Raw genomic sequence first — 20,757 nt, 5'->3', positions numbered from 1 at the left:
CGGGTCAGCCGTCCCGGCAGAGCGGCTTGCCGCCGACGACGCAGGCGATGTCGTCGAGCTGGCAGCTGAGCAGGGTGCCGTCCATGCCCAGCACGACCACCAGGTCGCGCCGTGACCGGTGAGCCAGCATGACCCTGCCGACCACGCCATTGTCCAAGATCACGGTCGGGCGGCCTGCCGCGTTCTCCATACCCTTGTGACTCCTCTTCAGGTGCGGAACAGGCCTCACGCCGGATCCGTCACCACCAGCATGCACAGGCTTGTGCCGTAAGCGCATCGGTCATGCGGTTGTATTTCCGGATCCACCAGGGAAGGACGGTGTCTCAGCGGTTCGCGAAGAAGCCTCGCGGACCCGGTCGGAACAGGCCGGGAGCCCGCGTCGCGGGACCTGACGGGGCGCGGGCGAGAACATGTTCTGCCCGCGCTTTCCTGCCGGTCTGGTACGACGCTCTCTGCTAGGACGGTATGTCCGCGTAGTATGACGACCAAGTGCTACGAGGCAGGGAGGAAGGCCCCGAGTGACCGAGCTAGAACGTGTTCCGCCCGGTGTGGACCCGAATGTCCCGAGTTCTGCGCGGGTGTACGACTATCTGCTCGGTGGCAAGGACCACCTCGCCATCGACCGGGCCGTGGCGGAGAAGCTCCTCGCGGTCGCGCCCGACTCCCGTCTCGTGGCCAGGGCCAACCGCCGCTTCCAGGTGGCGGCGGTGCGCCACCTGGCAAGGCAGGGCATCCGGCAGTTCATCGACCTCGGCACCGGCATCCCCACCTCGCCCAGCATCCACGAGGCCGTCCGCGAGGTGCACCCCGCCTGCCGGGTGATCTACGTCGACTACGACCCCGTGGTGCGGATGCACGCCCAGGTGCTGCTCGCCGACTCGCCCGGCGTCGAGGGCATCCAGGCCGACCTGCGCCGCCCCGAAGAGGTCCTGGCCGACCCCTACATCATCGGGCTGATCGACTTCGACCAGCCGGTGTGCGTGCTGATGGTCGGCGTGCTGCACTTCGTCATGGACGAGGAAGACCCGGCCGGCATCGTGGCCGCCTTCAGGAAACGTATGGCGCCGGGCAGCCATCTCGTGCTCTCCCACGCCATGGCGGAGAGCGACCCCGAGGCGATCGCCCAGCTCACGATGGCGACGGCCGGCTCGCCCGCGCAAGGCAGGTTCCGCGGCCGCGACGAGGTGCTCGCGTTGTTCGACGGGTTCGACCTGATCGGGCCCGGCCTCGTGCCGGTGCAGGACTGGCACATCGACGCCGACGACGCCGCGATCCCGCTCCTCGACCGCACGCCGCAACTACGCATCGACGGCGGGGTCGGCCGGCTCAGCGCGGGCCCGCCCCCGCATAGTCCTTGAGGTCGATGTTCGTGGCGAACATGTCGGTCAGCTTCAGCATCATCCCCAGCAGGAAGCCCGACCTGAAGGTCAGGTTGCGCAGCCGGATGCGCGTGCGGGTGGCCGGGGCCAGGAAAGGGCCCGCGTTGCCGTTCCTGGCCACCCTGGCATATCCGCGCAGCTGCTCCTCATACCGGGCGAAGGCCACGCGGTGGTCGCCCCCGGCCGCGGCCAGCTCGCCCGCGAGCACATACGCGCCCACCATGGCCAGGCCGCTGCCGAAGCCGCCCAGGGTGTTGCCGTACGCCGCGTCGCCGAGCAGCGCCACCCGGCCCGCACGGTAACGGTCGATCCTGACCTGGGCGATCGCGTCGAGATAGACGTCGTCCGACGTGCGCACCTGCTCCATGACGGCCGCGGTCCGCCAGCCCATGCCGGCGTAGACGCGGGCCAGGATGTCCTTCTGCTGCTGGAGGTCGTAGCGGTCGTAGTCGAGCGGCTCGGAGGCGAAGACGAAGAACGCGGGCGCCGACGACCCGCCCACCGCGACCATCCTGCCCGGCTCGTTGTACATCATCCCCTGATCGCCGAACCCGCCGCCGACGCCGACCAGGGCGTAGTAGTGGCCGAGGTGCCTGACGTGGCGCGACTCGGGGCCGAACGCGAGGCGGCGCACGTTGGAATGGATCCCGTCCGCGCCCACCACCAGGCCGAACGTGCGAGGCGCGGCCCGCTCGAAGGTGACGTGCACGCCAGTGGGGGTCTCGGTGAGCGACGTGATCGAGTCGCCGAAGACGTACTCGCAGTCGGCGGACGTCCTGTCGTACAGGAGCTTGGACAGGTCGCCGCGGGTGATCTCGACGTCGCCGCCGCTGAACGTGCCGGGTATGACCGCGAGCGTCCTGCCGTTCGCGTCGACGATCAGCTGGTCGGCGCCGCCCGTCTGGAGCCGGCGCACGTCGTCCAGGATGCCCATGCGGGCCAGCACGGTGAGGTGGGCCTCGCCCTTGAAGTCGACGGCCTGGCCGCCGAGGCGCAGCGCGGGCGCCTTCTCGACGATGGTGACGGCGAAGCCGTAGCGAGCGAGCCAGTGGGCGAGCGCGGGGCCGCCGACGCTCGCGCCGGAGATGAGGACGCTGGTGTTCTGCATGCCCGGCAGCCTCACGCCCGCCGCTGACAACCCGGCGACCACCCGCTGACAGAGCGGCGAGAACCCGTCAGGAGGTGGCCGCGCGCAGCGCCTCCCGCGCCTTCTCCCCGCTCATGGACGCGCCCCTGGAGAACGCCGCCGCGAACGCCTCAGGCCCCAGGAGTTCCGTGGCGGCCGCGGCGATCCTGGCCACATCGGGCTCGCCGGCGACGGACGTCCCCCGCAGTGCCACCGCCACCCCCAGCAACTCCGCCGCCCGCTCCGCACCGGGCGTCCGCTCGTCCGGGCCGGGGCGACGCCCGACGAGCGCGAGGCCGGCGAGGCCCTCGGCGACGTCGGCGAGGTCGGCGGACAGCGGAGACTCCAGCACGGCGGCCAGCGCCTGCTCGTGCCTGCGGGCCGCCTCGGAGACGTCGCCGGTGGCCTCGGCGAGACGGCCGAGAGCGGTGAGTACGTGCGCCCGGGTGGCGACGGCCGTGAAGCCGCGGAACTCCACGCCGGCCAGCGCGGCGCCGAGCCGCCGGGAGGCCTCGTCGAGATCCCCTTCGAGCCGGGCCAGGTTGCCCAGCCGCAGGTGGACCCACGCCATCAGCTCCGGCCTGCCCAACCGCCGATCGAGGTCGCCCACGCGTGCGTAGTCGGCGCGCGCGCCCGCCGCGTCGCCGGCCCGCAGGCGCGCGTCCGCCCGCCTGCCCAGCACGTCCACCAGCTCGTCCAGCGCGCCGAGCTCTTCGAGCCGGTCGAGCGCCTGCTTCCACAGCTCCATGGCGCGTGCCCAGTCGCCGCGCCAGCCCGCGATCACGGCGAGCCAGTCGAGCGCCTGCGCCGTCCCCCACCGCTCGCCCAGCGCGCGGAAGTCGGCAAGCACCGACTCGAGTTCCCGTTCGGCCTCGACGACGGAGCCGTTGAGCAGCGCCAGCAACGTCGCCCCGAGCCGGCTGAGCGCCCTGCTCCACGGGTCGGCGTCCAGCACCCGCCGCCCCGTCGCCCCGTTCTCCGGCGGGCCGGTGAGCATGCCCCAGAGCGCCACGCCGAAGCGGTGACGCATCGGCCCGTCCAGCGAGCCGACGATCGCGCGTGCACGTTCCCAGTGCGGCGATCCTGCGTCGGGTACGGCGTGCAGGACGGCCAGCACGTACTCCTCCGCCAGCCCGTCGGGCGGCTCCCCGGCGGCGGAGTCGAGGAGCCCGACCGCGTGCCCGGTGGCCTGCCCGCGCCGCCCGCTCAGCCACCAGTACATGGCCAGCGCCGCCACCAGCCGCCAGGCCGTCGGCTTGTCGTGGGTCACGCTCCAGCGCAGAGCCGCCTGCAGATTGGCGTTGTCGGCCGACAACAGGGCCAGCCAGTGGAGCTGCTCGGACCGGCAGAGGTGCTCGTCCGCGCGGCGGGCCAGCTCCAGGAACCAGGCGGCGTGGGCCTGCCGCAGCCGGTCCTCCTCGCCCGCCTCCGCCAGCCGCTCCAGGCAGAACAGGCGGATGGTCTCCAGCATGTGGTAGCGCTCGCCGTCGGTCTCGACCAGCGACTTGTCCACCAGATCGGCCAGCCGGCCGGCGCCGGGCTCGCCGCAGACCCGCTCGACCGCCTCCAGACCGGCGCCTCCTGTGAACACCGCGAACCGCCTGGCCAGCGTCTGCTCCTCCGCGTCGAGCAGGCTCCAGCTCCACTCGACGGCCGCGTACAGCGTCTGGTGGCGGGCCGCGGCCGTCCGGTCGCCGCGCGAGAGCAGCCGGAACCTGCCGTGCTCGGCCAGCCGGGAGGCGATCTCCGCCACGGAGAACGTACGCACCCTGGCCGCCGCCAGCTCGATGGCGAGGGGCAGGCCGTCGAGCGCCGCGCAGATCCGCAGGACCGCGTCCATGGTGCCCGGGGTGAGCACGAGCCCGGGCCGCACGGCCGCCGCCCTGTCGGCGAACAACCTGACCGCCGGGTAGCCGAGCGGATCGCCGGTCCCGGCCGCGGCGGCGGCGTCACGCGGCGGGTCGCCGGCAGCGGCCTCAGGTGGCGGGTGGGGGGTCGTCCCCTGGTCGAGCGGTGGGGTGGGCAGGGGCGCGAGAGGGACCAGGTGCTCGCCGGTGATGCCCAGCGGCTCCCTGCTGGTGGCCAGGACGGTCAGGCGCGGGCAGGCGGACAGGAGACGGCGGGCCAGCGTGGCGGCCTCGCCGATCACGTGCTCGCAGTTGTCCAGGACGAGGAGCAGATCCTGCTCGGCCAGCGCCGCCACGAGGCGTTCCGCGGGATCGGGTGGTGTGGTGGACAGTGCCGCGGCGGGCGGCCGGAGCGCGGGCTCCCGCAGTCCGAGGGCCCCGAGCACCACCTGCGCCACCTGCCCACCCCGCCCACAGCCCTCCGCCCCTTCGTGATGGGGCCCTGTCCCCGCGCGCCGGACGCCCGCGGGTTCGTCGTGGGCGGCGGACGGGACGTCCGCGAGGGAGAGGTCGGCGAAGCAGATGTCGCCGGTGCGGCGGGCGGCCGCCTCGATGGCCAGGCGGGTCTTGCCGGTGCCGCCGGGGCCGACGATGGTGACCAGGCGGGTGGTGCGCAGGGCCGCCAGCCGTGCCAGTTCGTCCTCGCGCCCGACGAAGCTGGTCAGCTGCGCGGGCGGGCCGGTGCGTGCCGTGCGCTCCCGGTGCCGCTCTCCGCGCAGGATCTCCAGGTGAAGAGCCGCCAGCTCGGGTGACGGGTCAGCGCCCAGCTCGCGGGCCAGCAGCCGCCGTACGTCGTCGAACACCGCCAGCGCCTCCGCCTGCCGGCCGGCCGCGTGCAGCGCCCGCATCAGCAGCCCGCGCGGCCGTTCGCGCAGCGGGTGTGCGGTGACGAGCTCGCGCAGCGCGGCCACCGGGTTGCCCTCGGGCAGGGCCAGCTCCGCCTCCAGCAGGTCCTCCGTGGCGGCGAGCCGCAGCTCCTCCAGCCGCAGCGCCTGAGGGGCGGCGAACGGCGCGCCGGCCACGTCGGCGAGAGCCGGTCCCCGCCACAGGTCCAGCGCCTCCCTGAGCACGCCGGCGGCCGGGGAGGGCCTGCCCGCGGCCAGCAGCCGCCGTCCTTCCCTGGAGAGCCGTTCGAAGCGGTGGGCGTCCACGTCGTCGGGCGAGATCGCCAGCCGGTATCCGGACCCGTGGAACTCGATCAGGCCGGCGGGCAGGCGTCGCCTGAGGCGGGAGACCTGCGCCTGGACGGCGTTGGCGGCGCCGGCGGGCGGCCGGTCGCCGTACTGGCCGTCGATGAGGCGCTCGACGCTGACCAGCCGGCCCGCGTCGAGCAGCAGCAGCGCGAGCAGGGCACGGGGGCGGGGACCGCCGGCGGCGACCTCGACGCCGTCCGGCGAACGCACCACGAGCGGGCCCAGGATGCCGAACTGCACGAGTCCGATTCTCCCCCCTCGCCTGGCCGGGCGGGCCGCCGCTACTGGGCGACGGGTTCCTTCGGCTGTTCGGGGGCGGGCAGGTCGAGGCTGTCGCGGAGCTTGGCCGGCTTGAGGAAGAGGGCGGCGATCACGCCGACCACGGCGATGGCCGCCGAGAACAGGAAGATGTGGCCGGTGGCGTCGCCGTAGGCGGTGCTCACGACGGTCCTGAACGGCTCGGGCAGCGCCTGGACGTCGAGCGTGCCGGTCCCCCCGGCCGCCTTGGCCGGGTCGATGCCCGCCTTGACCAGCCCTTCGTTGATGCCGACCATGACCCGGTTGGCCAGGACGGCGCCGAGCACGGACACGCCGATGGTGCCGCCGAGCGAGCGGAAGAACGTGATCGCGCCGCTGGCCGCCCCCAGCTCGCTGAGGGGGACGGTGTTCTGGATCGCCAGCACGAGGTTCTGCATCGACATGCCGACCCCGGCGCCGACCAACACCATCGCGGCGGCGATGAGGAGCAGCGGGGTCTGGTGGTCGATCGTGGACAACACGAGGAATCCGCCGGTGAGCACGATCGAGCCGACCACGATGTACGGCTTGACGTTGCCGCTTCTCGACACCATGCGCCCGCTGATCGTCGAGGAGACCAGCACGCCGAGCATCATCGGGATCGTGAGCAGGCCCGCCTCGGTCGGGCTGTATCCGCGGCCGGTCTGGAAATACTGGCCGAGGAAGACCGAGCCGCCGAACATGGCCATGCCGACCGCGAGGCTGGCGATGATGGCCAGCGCGGGGGTGCGCCGGCGTACGACGTGCAGGGGCACGACCGGCTCCTTGACGACCGACTCGACCCAGGTGGCGGCGACCAGCAGGAGCGCGCCGCCGCCGGCCATCGCGGCGGTCTGCCAGGAGAGCCACGCGAACGAGTTGTCCACGAAGGTGACCCAGATGAGCAGGACGCTGACGCCGGCGGCGATCAGGGTGGCGCCCACGTAGTCGATCTTGACGTCGGGGCGGCGTACGGAGACGACGTGCAGCGTCTTGTGCAGCATGAAGAAGGCGATCACGGTGAACGGCACCGCGATGAAGAAGCACCACCGCCAGCCCAGCCAGGAGGTGTCGGCGATCAGGCCGCCGAGCAGCGGCCCGGCCACGGTGGCGACGGCCATGACGCCGCCGAGGTAGCCGTTGTACCTGCCGCGGTCCTTCGGGCTGATCATCGCCGCGATCACGACCTGCACCAGGACCTGGAGGGCGCCCATGCCGAGGCCCTGGAGCGCGCGGAAGGCGATCAGCTGGGCGGTGTCCTGGGCGAATCCGCAGGCCAGCGAGCTGACCATGAAGATCACGATGGAGGCTTGGAGCAACAACTTCTTGCTGAACAGGTCGGCGAGCTTGCCCCAGATCGGCGTGGACGCCGTGGAGGCGAGCAGCGACGCGGTCACGACCCACGTGTACTGCGACTGGGTGCCCTTGAGCGCGCCGACGATCTGCGGCAGCGCCACTGACACGATCGTTGCGCTGATCATGGCGACGAACAGCACGAGCAGCAGCCCGCTCAGGGCCTCCATGATCTGCCGGTGCGTCATCGGTTCCGATGCCGGAGCCGTGGGTGCGCTCACGCGCGACCTCCCCTAAGGTCTCGGGTAAATAGATGCCGAGTGAGCAACTTTTCTCATTGAGCATATATTCCCCGACGGTAGAGTGAGCGCATCATGGAGACCACGGTGGGGCTGCGCGAGCGCAAGAAGGCCGCGACGCGGCAGGCCGTGCACGAGGCCGCGCTGCGGCTCGTGGTCGAGCACGGGCTCGACCACGTCACCGTCGAGTCGATCGCCGACGCCGCCAACATCTCGCGCCGCACCTTCTCCAACTACTTCGCGGGCAAGGAGGACGCGGTGCTCTACGGGGAGGAGCAGCGTTTCCGCACCCTCGTACGGAAGGTCCGCGCCCAGCCGCCCGCCCTCCGGGCCTGGCCGGCGCTGCGCGACGCGACCGAGGAGCTCTACCAGGAGATGGGCGAGCCCGAGCGGGAGTGGGCGCAGCGCACCCGGCTGGCCCGGCAACACCCGTCGCTGCTGGCCCGCCAGCTCGCCAACCACGCCGCCCTCGAACGCGACCTGTCGGATGCGCTCGCCGAGCGGGAGAGCGGCATGCCGCCCCGCGTGATGGCGGCGGCCTTCCTGGTGGGGCTGCGCGTCGCCGCGAACCTGTGGAGCGACGAGCAGGAGTCCCGCATGCTCATCGACGTGATGAACGAGACCCTCGACCAGATCGCCCGGCCCTTCACCTGAACGCCGGGGAGAGCACCGTGTCGCGTCGCCGACCGAAGGACCAGTGCGGGCTCCACCACCGGTTCTCGCCCGGGCGCCCGTGTGCGCGGGCCGGAGCCCCGATGGCAGGCCGTCACGCTGGTGCCGGGCGCGTACGTCCCCGGGATGTACGGCTGAGCGCCCGTCAGGGTCAGCGCGGGGCGGAGCCGGTGCTGCCGCGCGTCACGAGCTGGGCCGCCGGCGCCGGCACGTGGCGCGGCTCGCCGCCGTCGAGCAGCTCGAACAGCAGGCGTACGGCCTGCCCGCCGAGCGCGTCCACGTCGCGGCTCAGCACGGTCAGTGCCGGGCGTACGGCCTGGCAGAGCGGGAAGTCGTCGCCCGCCACGAGGGACAGCTCGCCCGGCACGGCCAGGCCCATCTCGCCGGCCACGCTCAACCCGGCGACCGCCATCACGTCGTTGTCGTAGACGATGGCCGTCGGCCGCGGCGTCGAGCTGAGCACGCGCCTGGTCACCTGCGCGCCCGCCTCGCCGGTGCGGTCGGTGGGGATGAGCGTGCAGGCCATGCCCGCCCGCTCGCAGGCGGCGGCGAAGAGCCCGGCCCGGCGCGCGGCGGGCAGCAGGCCGGCGGGCCCGCACACCCGCGCCACCCGCCGGTGGCCGAGCGCGGCGAGGTGGCCGGCGACCAGGTCGGCGCCGGCGGCCGGATCGGACCAGAGGTGCGTCAGCCCGTCGGGCCCGCTCGGCTCGCCGAGGATCACCGCGGGCAGGCCCATGGACGCCAGGGCGCGCGGGCGCGGGTCGTCGAGGGTGAGGTCGGAGACGATGACGCCGTCGACGCGGCGCTCACCGTGCCAGCGGCGGTGGACGTCCAGCTCGTCGTCGTGGCCGGTGACGAACTGCAGCACGAGCCCGAACCCGCGGCCCGCCAGCTCGGCCTGGATGCCGCTGATGAGCCGGCGGTGGAACGTCTCGACGGACAGGCCGGGCGACGGGCGTGACACCGCCAGCCCGATGGCGTGCGCCGCCGCGCCGTGCAGGGCCTGCGCGGGGACGCTGGGGAGGAAGCCGAGGTCGGCGGCGATGCGCAGGATGCGCTCGCGCACGGCGTCGGACACCCCGGGACGGCCGTTGATGGCGTAGGAGACGGCCACGCGGGAGACTCCGGCGCGGCGGGCGATGTCGCTCATGGTCGCCTGCCGCCCCATCGCACCTCCACCCGCCGGTCTACGGACATGCTAGGGGCGGCCCGCCGCCCGTGGGACGGCGTCGCGGCGCCGCCCCGGGAGGCCCGCCGTCAGCGGGACGGTGGCGCGGTGCTGCCCCGGGGCGTGAGGTGGGCCGGCTCGTCGTGCACGTCACCGGGCCTGTCGTCGGCCCTGTCGCCGGCCCTGTCGTCGGCGCCGCTGTCCATGGCGGCCAGCAGCAGCCGGGCCGCGTGCACGCCGTAGGCGCCGATGTCGCGGGTGAGCGCGGTCAGCGGCGGGTGCAGCAGGCGGCAGATGGGCGAGTCGTCCCAGGCCACGATGGACAGGTCGGCGGGCACCGACAGGCCCAGCTCCTGGGCGACGGTCAGGCCCGCGATGGCCATGATGTCGTTGTCGTAGATCAGCGCGGTGGGCCGGTCGTCCGCGCCGAGGAGCCGCCTCGTGGCGTCGGCGCCGTGCTCGGCGCTGTAGTCGGTCGGCACGGTCACCGCACCCACCCCGAGCCGCGCGCAGACGCCGGTGAACGCCTCGGTGCGGATCGCGGTGTGCGCCAGCTCGGACATGCCGCTGATCCGCGCGATCCTGCGGTGGCCGAGCGCCGCCAGATATTCCACGGCCTCCACCATGGACACCCCGTCGTCGGACCAGATGCTGGCCAGCCCGCCCGCGGCCGACGGCGGGCCGATGACCACGGCGGGCAGGCCCAGCTCGCGTAGCGCGCCCACCCGCTCGTCGTGCACCCGCAGGTCGCAGACGAGCACGCCGCCGACCCGGCTCTCGCTCCACCAGCGGCGGTAGAAGCCGATCTCCTCGTCCTGGTGCGCCACCATCTGGAGCAGCAGCGCGTAGGAGCGGGTGGACAGCTCCGCCTCCAGGCCGCTGATCAGCTCCATGAAGAACGGCTCGACCCCGAGCGTGGCCGGCGGGCGCGGCAGGGCCAGGCCGACGACCTTCGCGGGGGCGCCGGCGAGGGCGCGGGCGGCGCTGTTGGCACGGAACCCGAGCCGGTCCGCGACGGCCAGGATGCGCTGCCGGGTCTGCGGCGAGACGCCCGGCTGCCCGTTCAGCGCGTAGGAGACGGCCCCCTTGGACACGCCCGCCTCCTTGGCGATGTCCGCGATGGTCGGTCGCTTCACGGCTGGCCTCCCAGGGGTGACTTTCACGGTTCACCGATCGTACGGGCCGGGCGGGCCGCTGTCGCGGGTGACGAATCAGCCGCGGCTGATGGACGTTGACGGTCATCGGGGGCCCACGTAGAGTCTGGCTCGCTTACTCGGTTTAGTTCCCAGTGTCAGGAGACCACGTGTACCGTCCGCTGCACGACGGCTGGACCCTCCGCCCGGACGGCGACACCCCGGTGGGCCCTGCCGCCATACCTGCCGCCATACCGGCCGCCGTTCCGGGCAGCGTGCACACCGACCTGCTCGCCGCCGGCCTGATCGACGACCCCTACCTCGACGACAACGAGACGCGGCTGGGCTGGATCGGGCGTACGGACTGGGTCTACGAGACGTCCTTCGCGTGGAGCGACGACGGTCACGAGCGGGCCGACCTGGTGTGCGAGGGGCTCGACACGATCGCCACCGTACGCCTCAACGGCCACGAGGTCGGCGCCACCGCCAACATGCACCGGTCCTACCGGTTCGCCGTGCGCGACCTGCTGCGCGACGGAGCCAACACGCTCCAGGTGTCCTTCCGCGCCCCCTACGCCTACGCCGAGGAGCAGCGCGCGCGGCACGGCGAGCGTCCCGGGGCCTACGACGAGCCGTACGCGTTCATCAGGAAGATGGCCTGCAACTTCGGCTGGGACTGGGGGCCCACGCTGGTGACCAGCGGCATCTGGCGGCCCATCGGCCTGCACTCATGGTCCGGCGCGCGCCTGGCCGAGGTCCGCCCGCTCGTCCGCGGCGACGGCGTGGACGTGCACGTACGCGTCGACCGCACCGGCGACGCGCCGGTCACCGTCACCGCCGACGTGGCGGGCGTGCGCGCCGAGGTCGAACTGGCCCAGGGCGAGCGCGAGGCCGTGCTCCGCCTCGACGTGCCCGGGGCCGAACGGTGGTGGCCGCGCGGCCACGGCGCCCAGCCCCTCTACCCGCTCACCGTGCGCGCCGGCTCCAACCAGTGGCGGCGCGAGATCGGGTTCCGCACGGTCGACCTTGACACGGACGCCTTCCGCCTGATCGTCAACGGCCGGCCGGTGTTCGTGCGAGGCTTCAACTGGATTCCCGACGACTGCTTCCCCGCCAGGACGACCAGGCAGGACCTGGAGGAGCGCTTCGACCAGGCCGCCGCCACCGGCGCCAACGCGCTGCGGGTGTGGGGCGGCGGCGTCTACGAGTCGGAGGACTTCTACACCCTGGCCGACCGCATGGGCCTGCTCGTCTGGCAGGACTTCACGTTCGCCTGCTCGGCCTACCCCGAGGAGGAGCCGTTCCGCTCGGAGGTCGAGGCCGAGGCGCGGGAGAACGTCGCCAGGCTGGCCGCCCATCCCAGCCTGGTGTTGTGGTGCGGCAACAACGAGAACATCGAGGGCCACCAGCACTGGGACTGGCGCGAGCCGCTGGCCGGCCGGAGCTGGGGCGCCGGGTTCTACTACGACCTGCTGCCCGGCATCGTGGCCGAGCTCGACCCGACGCGGCCGTACTGGCCGGGCAGCCCCTACTCGGGCGCGCCCGACCGCGACGTGCGCGACCCCTCGACCGGCACCGTGCACATCTGGACCGTGTGGGGCCAGGGCCGCGACTACACGCACTACGCCTCCTACGAGCCGCGGTTCGTGGCCGAGTTCGGCTACCAGGGCCCGCCCGCCTACGCCACGCTGCGGGCCGCCGTCTCCGACGAGCCGCTCGATCCCGGCTCGGCCGGCGTCACGCACCACCAGAAGGCGGTCGACGGCAACGCCAAGCTGCTGTCCGGGCTCGGCGACCACCTGCCGCGGCCCGCCACGTTCGACGACTGGCACTACTACACGCAGCTCAACCAGGCCCGCGCGATGGCGTTCGGGATCGAGCGGTTCCGCTCGCTCATGCCCCACTGCATGGGCACCGTGGTGTGGCAGCTCAACGACTGCTGGCCGGTGACGTCCTGGGCCGCCGTGGACGGCGCGGGCCGCAGGAAACCCCTCTGGTACGCCCTGCGCCGCGCCTACGCCGACCGGCTCATCACCCGGCAGGACGGCGAGATCGTGCTGGTCAACGACACCGACGAGGAGTGGGCGGGCACGCTGGAGCTGGCCCCGCGCGACCTGGGAGGACGGGTGCTCGCGGCGCGCGAGCAGCCTGTCGCCGTGCCCGCCCGCGCCGCGCTGCGCGTCACCCCGCCCGATGACCCGGCGGCCGGGCTGCTCACCGCGGAGCTCGGCGGCGAGCGCGCCCTGTTCGTGTTCGCCGAGGATCCGGCCGCCGGCTATCCGCCGGCCGAGTTCGCCGCCGCGGTCGAGCCGGAGCCGGGCGGCGTGGCGGTCACCGTCACCGCCGCGACCATCCTGCGCGAGCTGGCGCTCTTCCCCGACCGGCTCGACCCGGCGGCGGCCGTGGACGACCAGCTGGTCACGCTCCTGCCGGGGGAGAGCGTCACCTTCCACGTCACCACCGGGCGCGACCTGGACCCGGCGGCGCTGACCTCCTATCCGGTGCTGCGCTGCGTCAACGAGCCGCGGCCGTCATCCGCCTAGCGGGGTGCGGGCGAGCGCGCGCTTGAGGATCTTGCCCGTGGGGCTCATCGGCAGCTCGTCCACGAACGACAACCGCCGGGGGTACTTGTAGGCGGCCACGCGTTCCTTGACGAAGTCGCGCAGGTCCTCGCGGGTCACCGGGGCGCGCAGGGTGACCGCCGCCTCGATCTCCTCGCCGAGCTCCGGGTGCGGCACGCCGTACACGGCCGCCTGGCGCACGGCCGGGTGCTCGTACAGGACCTCTTCGACCTCGCGCGGGTAGACCGTGTAGCCGCCGCGGATGATCACGTCGCGGCGGCGGTCGACCAGGAAGAAGTAGCCGTCCTCGTCGACCCGGCCGAGGTCGCCGGTGTGGAACCAGCCGTCGCGGATGGCCTCGGCGGTGGCGGCGGGGTCGTTCCAGTAGCCCTTCATCACGTTGGGGCCGCGGACGACGACCTCGCCGATCTCGCCCGGCGGGGTCTCGGAGCCGTCCTCGTCGACGATCTTCATCTCGACGTCCCTGATGGGCCAGCCGATCGAGCCGGGCCTGCGGTGGGCGCCGCCGCGGTTCGTCGCGGACACCGGGGAGGTCTCGCTGAGGCCGTACCCCTCGATGATCTCGCAGCCGAACCGGGCCTCGTAGGCCCGCAGCACGTCCAGCGGCAGCGCCGCACCGCCGGACGCGCAGACCCGCAACATCGACAGGTCGGAGGCGCCGGGGTGGTCGAGCAGCGCGATGAACATGGTCGGCACGCCCTGGAAGACCGTCACGCCGTCCCGCCTGATGACCTCGAGCGCGCGTCCCGCCTCGAAACGCCGCAGCAGCGTCAGCCGCGCGCCCGCCTGCACGGTCGCGTTGAGCGAGCAGGTCTGGCCGAACGTGTGGTAGAGCGGCAGCGCCCCCAGCACCACGTCGTCCACGCCGAGCGCGTGCATGCGGGCCACGGTCGCGGCGTTGCCCGCCAGGTTCGCGTGGGAAAGTTCGATGCCCTTCGGCCGCCCGGTGGTGCCGGAGGTGTAGTGGATGACCGCGGTGTCGTCGTCGCGCGTGGCGGCGACGTCGCGGTCGGGCGCCACCTGGCGCAGCAGCCTGCGGAACTCCTCGGGGACGACGAAGAAGCAGTCGGCCTTCGTGCCCGCCGACCCCGCCTCCGCCGTCTCCGCGAACGCGTGCCAGGCGATCAGCAGCCGCGCCCCGCAGTCACCCAGGTAGGCCGCGATCTCCCGCCGCTTCAGCAGGGGGTCGAGCGGCACCACCACGGCCCCGACCCGCAGCACCCCGTAGTAGACCACGCCGAACTCGGGCACGTTCGGCAACATGATCGCGACCCGGTCGCCGGGGCCGATCCCGCGGCAGCGCAACAGCCCCGCGAGCCGGGCGCTCAGCTCCGACAGAGCTCCGTACGTGAGCTCCGCCTCGTCCAGCGTGAGAACCGCCCTGCCGCCGAGCCGCTCGGCGGTGGTGAGGAGCCGGTCAGCGAGGTTCATGGAAAGACCGTACGTCCGCTCTCCCGCGCCCCTCATTGGTCGCGGTGGCCAGTCTTTCCCGGCCGGAATTGGTCGGCAGAGAGTCCTGGAGAGCGATCGCGACGAGCAGATCGACGAGATCGGTGATGGAACGCAGGCTCCGGCCCGTGCGCTCCTGGATCCGGCGCATGCGGTATTGGGCGGTGTTGGGATGGATCTGTAACCGCTCGGCCGCGGCCCGCAGGTTCAGGTCGGCGGCGGCGAACGCCCTGATCGTGGCCGTGAGCACGCCGCCGCGCGCGCGGTCCTCCGACAGCAGCGCCGTGATGCGCGGATCGACCAGGTGGCGGGCGGTGTCGTCGGCCTTCAGCGCCAGATACTCGAACGGCGTGAGCCGCGGCAGCGCGGCCACGCCGCCCTCCTCCGGCACGAAGTCCAGCACCGCCCTGGCCTCCTGGTAGGCCTGCGGGATCTGCGCCGGGCCCGCCGCCACCGTGCTGATGCCCATGGCCAGCCTGATGCCCTCGCCGGCCAGGCTCTCCAGCACTTCCTGCAGCCGGTCGCAGAGCCCTCCCGGGTCGGCGCCGGGGCCGAGCACGGGGATCGCCACGATCTCCGACTGGCGCACGACCGACAGCGTACGGGTGCCGTTGCCGCCGGTCCTGGCGATCGCCGCGCAGGCCGCGTAGCGCGCGTCGGCCCCCCGGTCAGGGCCCGTCGTCACCGCCGAAGGCGAGCCGACCAGCACCGCGGTCACGACGAGCAGCGGCGTGCGGGACGCCAGGCCGTGCGCCTGCGCCGCGGCCAGCTCCCTGCCGCGCGTCGGCACGCCGCCCACCAGCAGCGTCTCCAGCAGGTCACGGCTCTCGCGCACCGCCTCGGCGGCGGCGTACTGCTGGAACTCCATGTACGCGTTGGCCGCGTGCGTGCTGGCGAAGTCGCAGTAGCGCATCAGCGGGGACGCCAGCGACAGCGCCGCCTCGCGGCCGGCCGGCGTGTGCCCGGCCCGGTCGACCACCGACTGCCAGAACACCTGCTGCCCGACCCTGAACGCGTTGATGTAGTCGGCCAGCGCCACCCCCGCCCTGGCCCGGCGCATCGCCGCCCGCCGGGTGAAGGCGATGTCGTCGAACGTGACCGTGCGCTCCTCCAGCAGCACGGCCAGCTTGGCGCGGTAGTGCTTGACCACCTGGTCGCGCACGTCCGCGTGGAAGTCGGGGCCCTGCGCCGCGTAGGCGGGGATCTCGTCCCGCATGGTGGCGAGCGCGGCGCCGGCCAGGGACGGGAGGTCGCCGAGGAGTTCGGAGAGGATGCGCGCCCGTTGCGCGCGGACCGCCTCCGCACCAGTGAGCGTTTCCGTGCTGGAACCACTGGACATGCCGGGATGATCCATGGCCATCGGCGGGCGGTCAACGGGTCGTAACCGGTATGAGACCCACGCTGTGCTCAGAGGACAACTCGCCTGGGACATCTTGGGTCACCGTGCCCAATGCGGCGCTTCGCGGCCGGATCCTACGCTGAGCCCAACTTCAGAACATTGTTCTCCAGGAGGCCGGATGCTGGAGGTACACGATCTTACCGTTCGCTTCGGGGGCATCACGGCGCTGGACGGCGTCGGCTTCGACGTGGGGCGCGGTGAGATGGTGGGGCTCATCGGGCCGAACGGCGCCGGCAAGACCACCCTGTTCAACTGCCTGACCCGGCGGTACGAGCCCGGCTCGGGGACGATCACGTACGAGGGCGGCGACCTGACGGCCGTGGCCCCGCACGCCATCGCCGGGCTCGGCATCGCCAGGACGTTCCAGAACCTCGGCCTGTTCCCGCGCCTGTCCGTACGCGACAACGTGCTCGTCGGCGCGCACCACCGGGGCCGGGCCGGCTTCCTGTCGGCCGGGCTGCGCCTGCCGGGCGTGCGCCGCGAGGAGCGCGCGCTGCGCGCCGACGCGGACGGGGTGCTGGAACGCCTCGGCCTGACCGGGGTGGCCGGGCATCCGGCGACCGGGCTGCCGTTCGGCACGCTCAAGCGGGTCGAGCTGGCCCGCGCGCTCGTCGGACGGCCCCGGCTGCTGCTGCTCGACGAGCCGGTGAACGGCCTCAACGCGGCCGAGGTCGAGGAGTTCGCGACCACGCTGAACGCGCTGCGCTCCGAACACGACCTGACCGTCATCGTCGTCGAGCACCACATGGGGTTCGTCATGGGGATCTGCGAGCGCATCGTCTGCCTGGACTTCGGCCGCAAGATCGCCGAGGGCCCGCCCGCCGAGGTGCAGCGCGATCCCGGCGTCATCGAGGCCTACCTGGGGACGGCGCCATGACGGATCTGGTGGTGGAGGAGCTGACGGCCGGATACGGCGACGCCCGCGTGCTGCACGGCGTGAGCCTGACCGTCGGCCAAGGGGAGATCTGCGCGATACTCGGGCCCAACGGCGCGGGCAAGACCACGCTGCTCCGGGCGCTGTCCGGCATGATCAGGGCGCGCGGCACGGTCACCCTGGGCGGCGCCGACCTGACCGGGCGCTCGCCCGACACGCTCGCCCGGCAGGGCATCGCCCACGTCCCCGAGGGGCGCGGCACGTTCATGCCGCTCACCGTCGAGGAGAACCTGCGGCTCGGGGCCTACGTCCGCAGGCGCGGCGCCGGCGTGGAGGCCGACCTCGACCGCATCCACGGCTATTTCCCGGTGCTGAAGACCCGGCTCAAGCAGGCCGCGGGCAGCCTCAGCGGGGGCGAGCAGCAGATGCTGGCCATCGGCCGGGCCCTGATGTCGCGCCCCCGGCTGTTGCTGCTCGACGAGCCGTCGCTCGGCCTGGCTCCGCTGGTCACCCGGGAGTTGTTCCGCATCGTCCAGGCCATCAACGCAGAGGAGCGAACCACCGTGGTCGTCGTCGAGCAGAACGCCCATCTCGCCCTCGGCATCGCCCAGCAGGCGCACGTCCTGGAGACCGGGCGGATCGTCCTGTCGGGCACGGCCGAGGAGATCAGGGCCGACGAGCAGGTCGCCCAGTCCTACCTCGGGTACCGGGTGTAGCCGATGGCCGGATTCCTCCAACAGCTCGTCCAGGGGCTCGGCGCGGGCGCCATCTACGCCAGCCTGGCCCTCGCCCTCGTCCTGATCTACCAGTTCACCGGCATCGTGAACTTCGCCCAGGGCGAGCTGGCCATGTTCTCCACCTACGTCGCCTGGCAGCTCACGGCCGCCGGGCTGCCGTTCTGGCTGGCGCTGGTGATCACGCTCGCGGTGTCGTTCGCCGGCGGGATGCTCATCGAACGGGTGATCATCCGGCCCGTCGAGGGCGCGCCCGAGCTGACCCTCGTGATCGTCACCGTGGGGCTGTTCATCTTCGTCAACGCCGCCGCCGGGTGGATCTGGACGTTCCTCATCAAGGACTTCCCGAACCCGTTCCCCGCAGGCGCGCTGGAGGCGGGCGGGATCACCGTGAGCTTCTCCACGCTCGGCGTGCTGGCCGTCGTGGGCGTCGTCATGGGGCTGCTATACCTGCTCTTCCGGCACACCAAGATCGGGCTGGGGATGCGAGCCGTGGCCGCCAACCCCGAGTCCGCGCGGCTGGTCGGCATCCGGGTGGGCCGGACGCTCGCGCTCGGGTGGGGGCTCGCCTCGACCGTGGGCGCGGTGTCGGGGGTGCTCGTGGCGCCGCTGCTGTTCCTCGAACCCAACATGATGGGCGGCGTCCTCATCTACGCGTTCGCGGCGGCGACGCTCGGCGGGTTCGACAGCCCGCTGGGCGCGGTCGCCGGCGGCCTGATCGTCGGCGTCGCGGAGACGCTCGCCGGGGCGTACGTCGGGTTCATCGGATCCGACCTCAAGGTGGGCGTGCCGCTGATGATCATCCTCGGTGTCCTGCTGCTGCGGCCCCAGGGCCTGTTCGGGCGAGCGGTGGTGGAGCGGGCATGAGCGAGGCCACGAACGCCGCCCGGGCGCGGACCGTCACGCCGCCCCCGCCCCCCGCGCCGCGGCCCGCCGAGTGGTGGCGGTCGGCGCGCTGGCGGTGGGGCGCGGCCGCGCTGCTCGCCGCGGCCGCCTGCTACGCGCCGTTCCAGCTGGTGCCGTTCCACGTCTTCCAGCTCACGATGGTGCTGATCTACGCGGTCGCGCTGCTCGGGCTCAACCTGCTGGTCGGACACGCCGGGCAGATCTCGCTCGGCCACGGCGCGTTCTTCGCCGTCGGCGCCTACACGGCCGCGATCCTGCTCGAACACCAGGCCCTGCCGTACCCGCTGACCCTGCCCGCCGCGGCCGGGGCGGCGTTCCTGCTCGGCCTGGCGTTCGGGGTGCCGGCCATGCGGCTGCGCGGCCTCTACCTGGCGCTCGTGACGCTCGCCATCGCCATCTTCCTCGTCCCGCTGCTCAAGCGGTTCGAGGAGCTGACCGGCGGCTCGATGGGGCTGACGCTCGCCAAGCCCGCGCCGCCCGCGTGGAGCGGCCTGGCCGAGGACCAGTGGCTGTACTTCCTCACCCTGGCCGTCGCCGTCGCCGCGTTCCTGCTCTGCGCCGGACTGCTGCGCTCGCGCGTCGGCCGGGCGCTGCACGCCATCAGGGACAACGAGGGCGCGGCCGAGGTCATGGGCGTGCGGCTGTCGGTCCACAAGACGCTCGCCTTCGCCTGGAGCGCCATGTTCGCCGGGACGGCCGGCTGCGTCTACACGTGGGTGATCGGGTTCGTCTCGCCCGACTCGTTCACCGTCAACCTGTCGATCACGCTGCTGGCCGGCCTGGTCGTCGGCGGGCTCGGCTCGCTGTCGGGGCCCGTGCTCGGGGGCTTGTTCGTGATGTTCGTGCCCAGTCTCGCGCAGGACATCAACGATGCCGCGCCCGGCGTCATCTTCGGCCTGCTGATCATCGCGGTGATGTACGTGGCCCCGACAGGGCTGGCCGGGCTGGCCGGGCGCTTGATCAGGAAAATTCCCCGGAAGGAGTAAGAGGGATGCGAGTATCTGCGATCGGCTGTACGGCGCTGCTCGTGCTCGCCGTCGCCGCATGCGGGGGACGGGACCAGGGCGGTGCCACCGGCACGGCCACGTCGGGCGGCCAGTGCCAGGGGCAGCAGACGACCGGCATCACCGACACGAGCATCAAGCTGGGCGGCATCTACCCGCTGTCCGGCCCCGCCTCCGCCTACGGGGACATCCCCAAGGGCATCAAGGCGTACTTCGACTACGTCAACGCCGAGAAGAACGGCATCGGCGGGCGCAAGGTCGAGTTCGTCATCCGAGACGACGGCTACCAGCCGCCGAAGGCCGTCGAGGAGGCCCGCAGGCTGGTCGAGCAGGAGCAGGTGTTCGCCCTGTTCCAGACGCTCGGCACGCCGTCGACCACGGCGACCTGGGACTACACCAACCAGCGCAAGGTGCCGCAGATCTTCGTCGCCACGGGCGCGTCGAAGTGGGGCGCCGACGCCCAGCACCCGTGGACCATCGGCTGGCAGCCCAACTACATCTCCGAGGCCCGCGTCTACGCCCAATACCTCAAGCAGGAGAAACCGGACGCCAAGGTCGCGGTCCTCTACCAGAACGACGACTTCGGCGAGGACCTGCTCGGCGGCTTCAAACGGGCCATCGAAGGCACCCAGGTCAAGGTCGTGGCCGAGCAGAGCTACGAGGTGAGCGACCCGAGCGTCGACCCGCAGATGCGCAACCTCGCCCAGTCGGAGGCCGACGTGTTCCTGAACGTCACGACGCCCAAGTTCGGCTCGCAGGCGCTGGCCGCCGACGCCAAGAACACCACGTGGAACCCGCTGCACATCGTCAACAACGTCGCCGCCTCGATCACCGTGCTCAAGCCCGTCGGCTTCGAGAACGTCCAGGGCGTCGTGTCCAGTACGTACTACAAGGACCCGAACGACCCGACGTGGCAGGACGACGCGGAGATGAAGCTCTACAAGCAGAAGATGGAGCAGTACGCGCCGGGCGCCGACCCCAACGTGCCGTACCACACCTTCGGCTGGGCCGTGGCCAGCAGTTTCCACAAGGCCATGGAGGCGGCCGCCTGCCCGACCCGCGAGGGGCTGCGTGACTCCGTGCGCAACATGAAGGGGATCGCGGTCGACATGCTGCTGCCCGGCGTGACGATGGACACCGGGCAGGGCGACGGGTTCCCGATCGAGTCGATGCAGCTCATGGAGTTCAAGGGCGAGCGGTGGGAACTGTTCGGCGAGGTGATCGACACGCGCAAGGAATTCGGGCCCATGACCAACTGACCTGTCAGGTCGCGGCGACGATCGTGCCCGTCGCGACCAGCCGGTCACCGTCGCCTTGGGCGGCCCAGATACGCTCCTGATGTCCAGTTTCGGAGGTTAAGGGC

General features: G+C 72.6%; 16 protein-coding genes. 8 read left to right on the top strand and 8 right to left on the bottom strand.

What is annotated here, in order from left to right:
• Positions 1-4 precede the first annotated feature (4 nt).
• Positions 5-190 carry a hypothetical protein gene (locus tag ABGA98_RS20065; RefSeq protein ID WP_347619857.1) on the bottom strand — a complete coding sequence of 62 codons (186 nt, stop codon included), beginning with the start codon at positions 188-190 and terminating at the stop codon, positions 5-7.
• A 328-nt stretch (positions 191-518) separates the two neighbouring features.
• Here ABGA98_RS20065 and ABGA98_RS20060 point away from each other — a divergent pair, with 328 nt between their 5' ends.
• Positions 519-1,358, top strand: coding sequence for an SAM-dependent methyltransferase (locus ABGA98_RS20060; RefSeq protein WP_347619856.1), 840 nt, complete (start codon positions 519-521; stop codon positions 1,356-1,358).
• Here the strand turns inward: ABGA98_RS20060 and ABGA98_RS20055 are convergent.
• From ABGA98_RS20055 to ABGA98_RS20045, 3 genes are all read right to left on the bottom strand, one after another.
• Complete coding sequence (locus ABGA98_RS20055; protein WP_347619855.1) at positions 1,327-2,487, bottom strand: FAD-dependent monooxygenase; 1,161 nt, start codon at positions 2,485-2,487, stop codon at positions 1,327-1,329. The two genes, ABGA98_RS20060 and ABGA98_RS20055, sit on opposite strands and share 32 nt — an antisense overlap.
• A 67-nt stretch (positions 2,488-2,554) precedes the next feature.
• A complete protein-coding gene (locus ABGA98_RS20050; RefSeq protein ID WP_347619854.1) occupies positions 2,555-5,845 on the bottom strand; it encodes a BTAD domain-containing putative transcriptional regulator in 3,291 nt (1,096 codons plus the stop codon).
• Between the two features lie 41 nt (positions 5,846-5,886).
• Positions 5,887-7,404, bottom strand: a complete 1,518-nt coding sequence (locus ABGA98_RS20045) for an MDR family MFS transporter (RefSeq protein WP_347619987.1) — start codon at positions 7,402-7,404, stop codon at positions 5,887-5,889.
• 144 nt (positions 7,405-7,548) lie between these two features.
• Here ABGA98_RS20045 and ABGA98_RS20040 point away from each other — a divergent pair, with 144 nt between their 5' ends.
• Positions 7,549-8,127 (top strand): TetR family transcriptional regulator, encoded by a 579-nt coding sequence (locus ABGA98_RS20040; protein ID WP_347619853.1) that lies wholly within the window; start codon positions 7,549-7,551, stop codon positions 8,125-8,127.
• A 169-nt stretch (positions 8,128-8,296) separates the two neighbouring features.
• Here the strand turns inward: ABGA98_RS20040 and ABGA98_RS20035 are convergent, their stop codons facing one another.
• Together ABGA98_RS20035 and ABGA98_RS20030 are read right to left on the bottom strand one after the other, a co-directional pair.
• Positions 8,297-9,313 carry a LacI family DNA-binding transcriptional regulator gene (locus ABGA98_RS20035; protein ID WP_347619852.1) on the bottom strand — a complete coding sequence of 339 codons (1,017 nt, stop codon included), beginning with the start codon at positions 9,311-9,313 and terminating at the stop codon, positions 8,297-8,299.
• A gap of 89 nt (positions 9,314-9,402) precedes the next feature.
• Positions 9,403-10,449 (bottom strand): LacI family DNA-binding transcriptional regulator, encoded by a 1,047-nt coding sequence (locus ABGA98_RS20030; protein WP_347619851.1) that lies wholly within the window; start codon positions 10,447-10,449, stop codon positions 9,403-9,405.
• 221 nt (positions 10,450-10,670) lie between these two features.
• Here ABGA98_RS20030 and ABGA98_RS20025 point away from each other — a divergent pair, with 221 nt between their 5' ends.
• Positions 10,671-12,989: a glycoside hydrolase family 2 TIM barrel-domain containing protein gene (locus ABGA98_RS20025; RefSeq protein WP_347619986.1), complete on the top strand. Its 2,319-nt coding sequence runs from the start codon at positions 10,671-10,673 to the stop codon at positions 12,987-12,989.
• Here ABGA98_RS20025 and ABGA98_RS20020 read toward each other — a convergent pair.
• Positions 12,978-14,459 carry a long-chain fatty acid--CoA ligase gene (locus ABGA98_RS20020; protein ID WP_347619850.1) on the bottom strand — a complete coding sequence of 494 codons (1,482 nt, stop codon included), beginning with the start codon at positions 14,457-14,459 and terminating at the stop codon, positions 12,978-12,980. The two genes, ABGA98_RS20025 and ABGA98_RS20020, sit on opposite strands and share 12 nt — an antisense overlap.
• The gene (locus tag ABGA98_RS20015) at positions 14,446-15,816 is read right to left on the bottom strand and encodes a helix-turn-helix domain-containing protein (RefSeq protein ID WP_347619849.1); all 1,371 of its coding nucleotides are present in this window, start codon (positions 15,814-15,816) and stop codon (positions 14,446-14,448) included. The genes ABGA98_RS20020 and ABGA98_RS20015 overlap by 14 nt, the downstream gene beginning before the upstream one ends.
• Positions 15,817-15,994: 178 nt before the next feature.
• On the opposite strand from ABGA98_RS20015, the gene ABGA98_RS20010 reads away from it, so the two are divergent.
• From ABGA98_RS20010 to ABGA98_RS19990, 5 genes are read left to right on the top strand one after another with little or no spacing between them, the layout of a single operon-like run.
• Entirely contained in the window at positions 15,995-16,753 is a 759-nt protein-coding gene (locus ABGA98_RS20010; RefSeq protein ID WP_347619848.1) for an ABC transporter ATP-binding protein, read from the top strand.
• Positions 16,750-17,466, top strand: a complete 717-nt coding sequence (locus tag ABGA98_RS20005; protein WP_347619847.1) for an ABC transporter ATP-binding protein — start codon at positions 16,750-16,752, stop codon at positions 17,464-17,466. Before ABGA98_RS20010 ends, ABGA98_RS20005 begins: the two co-directional genes overlap by 4 nt.
• Positions 17,467-17,469: 3 nt before the next feature.
• A complete protein-coding gene (locus ABGA98_RS20000) occupies positions 17,470-18,351 on the top strand; it encodes a branched-chain amino acid ABC transporter permease (RefSeq protein WP_347619846.1) in 882 nt (293 codons plus the stop codon).
• Positions 18,348-19,376 carry a branched-chain amino acid ABC transporter permease gene (locus tag ABGA98_RS19995; RefSeq protein ID WP_347619845.1) on the top strand — a complete coding sequence of 343 codons (1,029 nt, stop codon included), beginning with the start codon at positions 18,348-18,350 and terminating at the stop codon, positions 19,374-19,376. The genes ABGA98_RS20000 and ABGA98_RS19995 overlap by 4 nt, the downstream gene beginning before the upstream one ends.
• Positions 19,377-19,381: 5 nt before the next feature.
• Positions 19,382-20,653 carry an ABC transporter substrate-binding protein gene (locus ABGA98_RS19990; RefSeq protein WP_347619844.1) on the top strand — a complete coding sequence of 424 codons (1,272 nt, stop codon included), beginning with the start codon at positions 19,382-19,384 and terminating at the stop codon, positions 20,651-20,653.
• Positions 20,654-20,757: the final 104 nt, after the last annotated feature.

It is taken from the genome of Nonomuraea sp. B1E8, from assembly GCF_039871515.1.
In the GTDB taxonomy this organism is placed as follows: Bacteria; Actinomycetota; Actinomycetes; order Streptosporangiales; family Streptosporangiaceae; genus Nonomuraea.
Note: the sequence above shows the minus strand (reverse complement) of the source record. Positions and strands in the feature narration are given on the sequence as shown.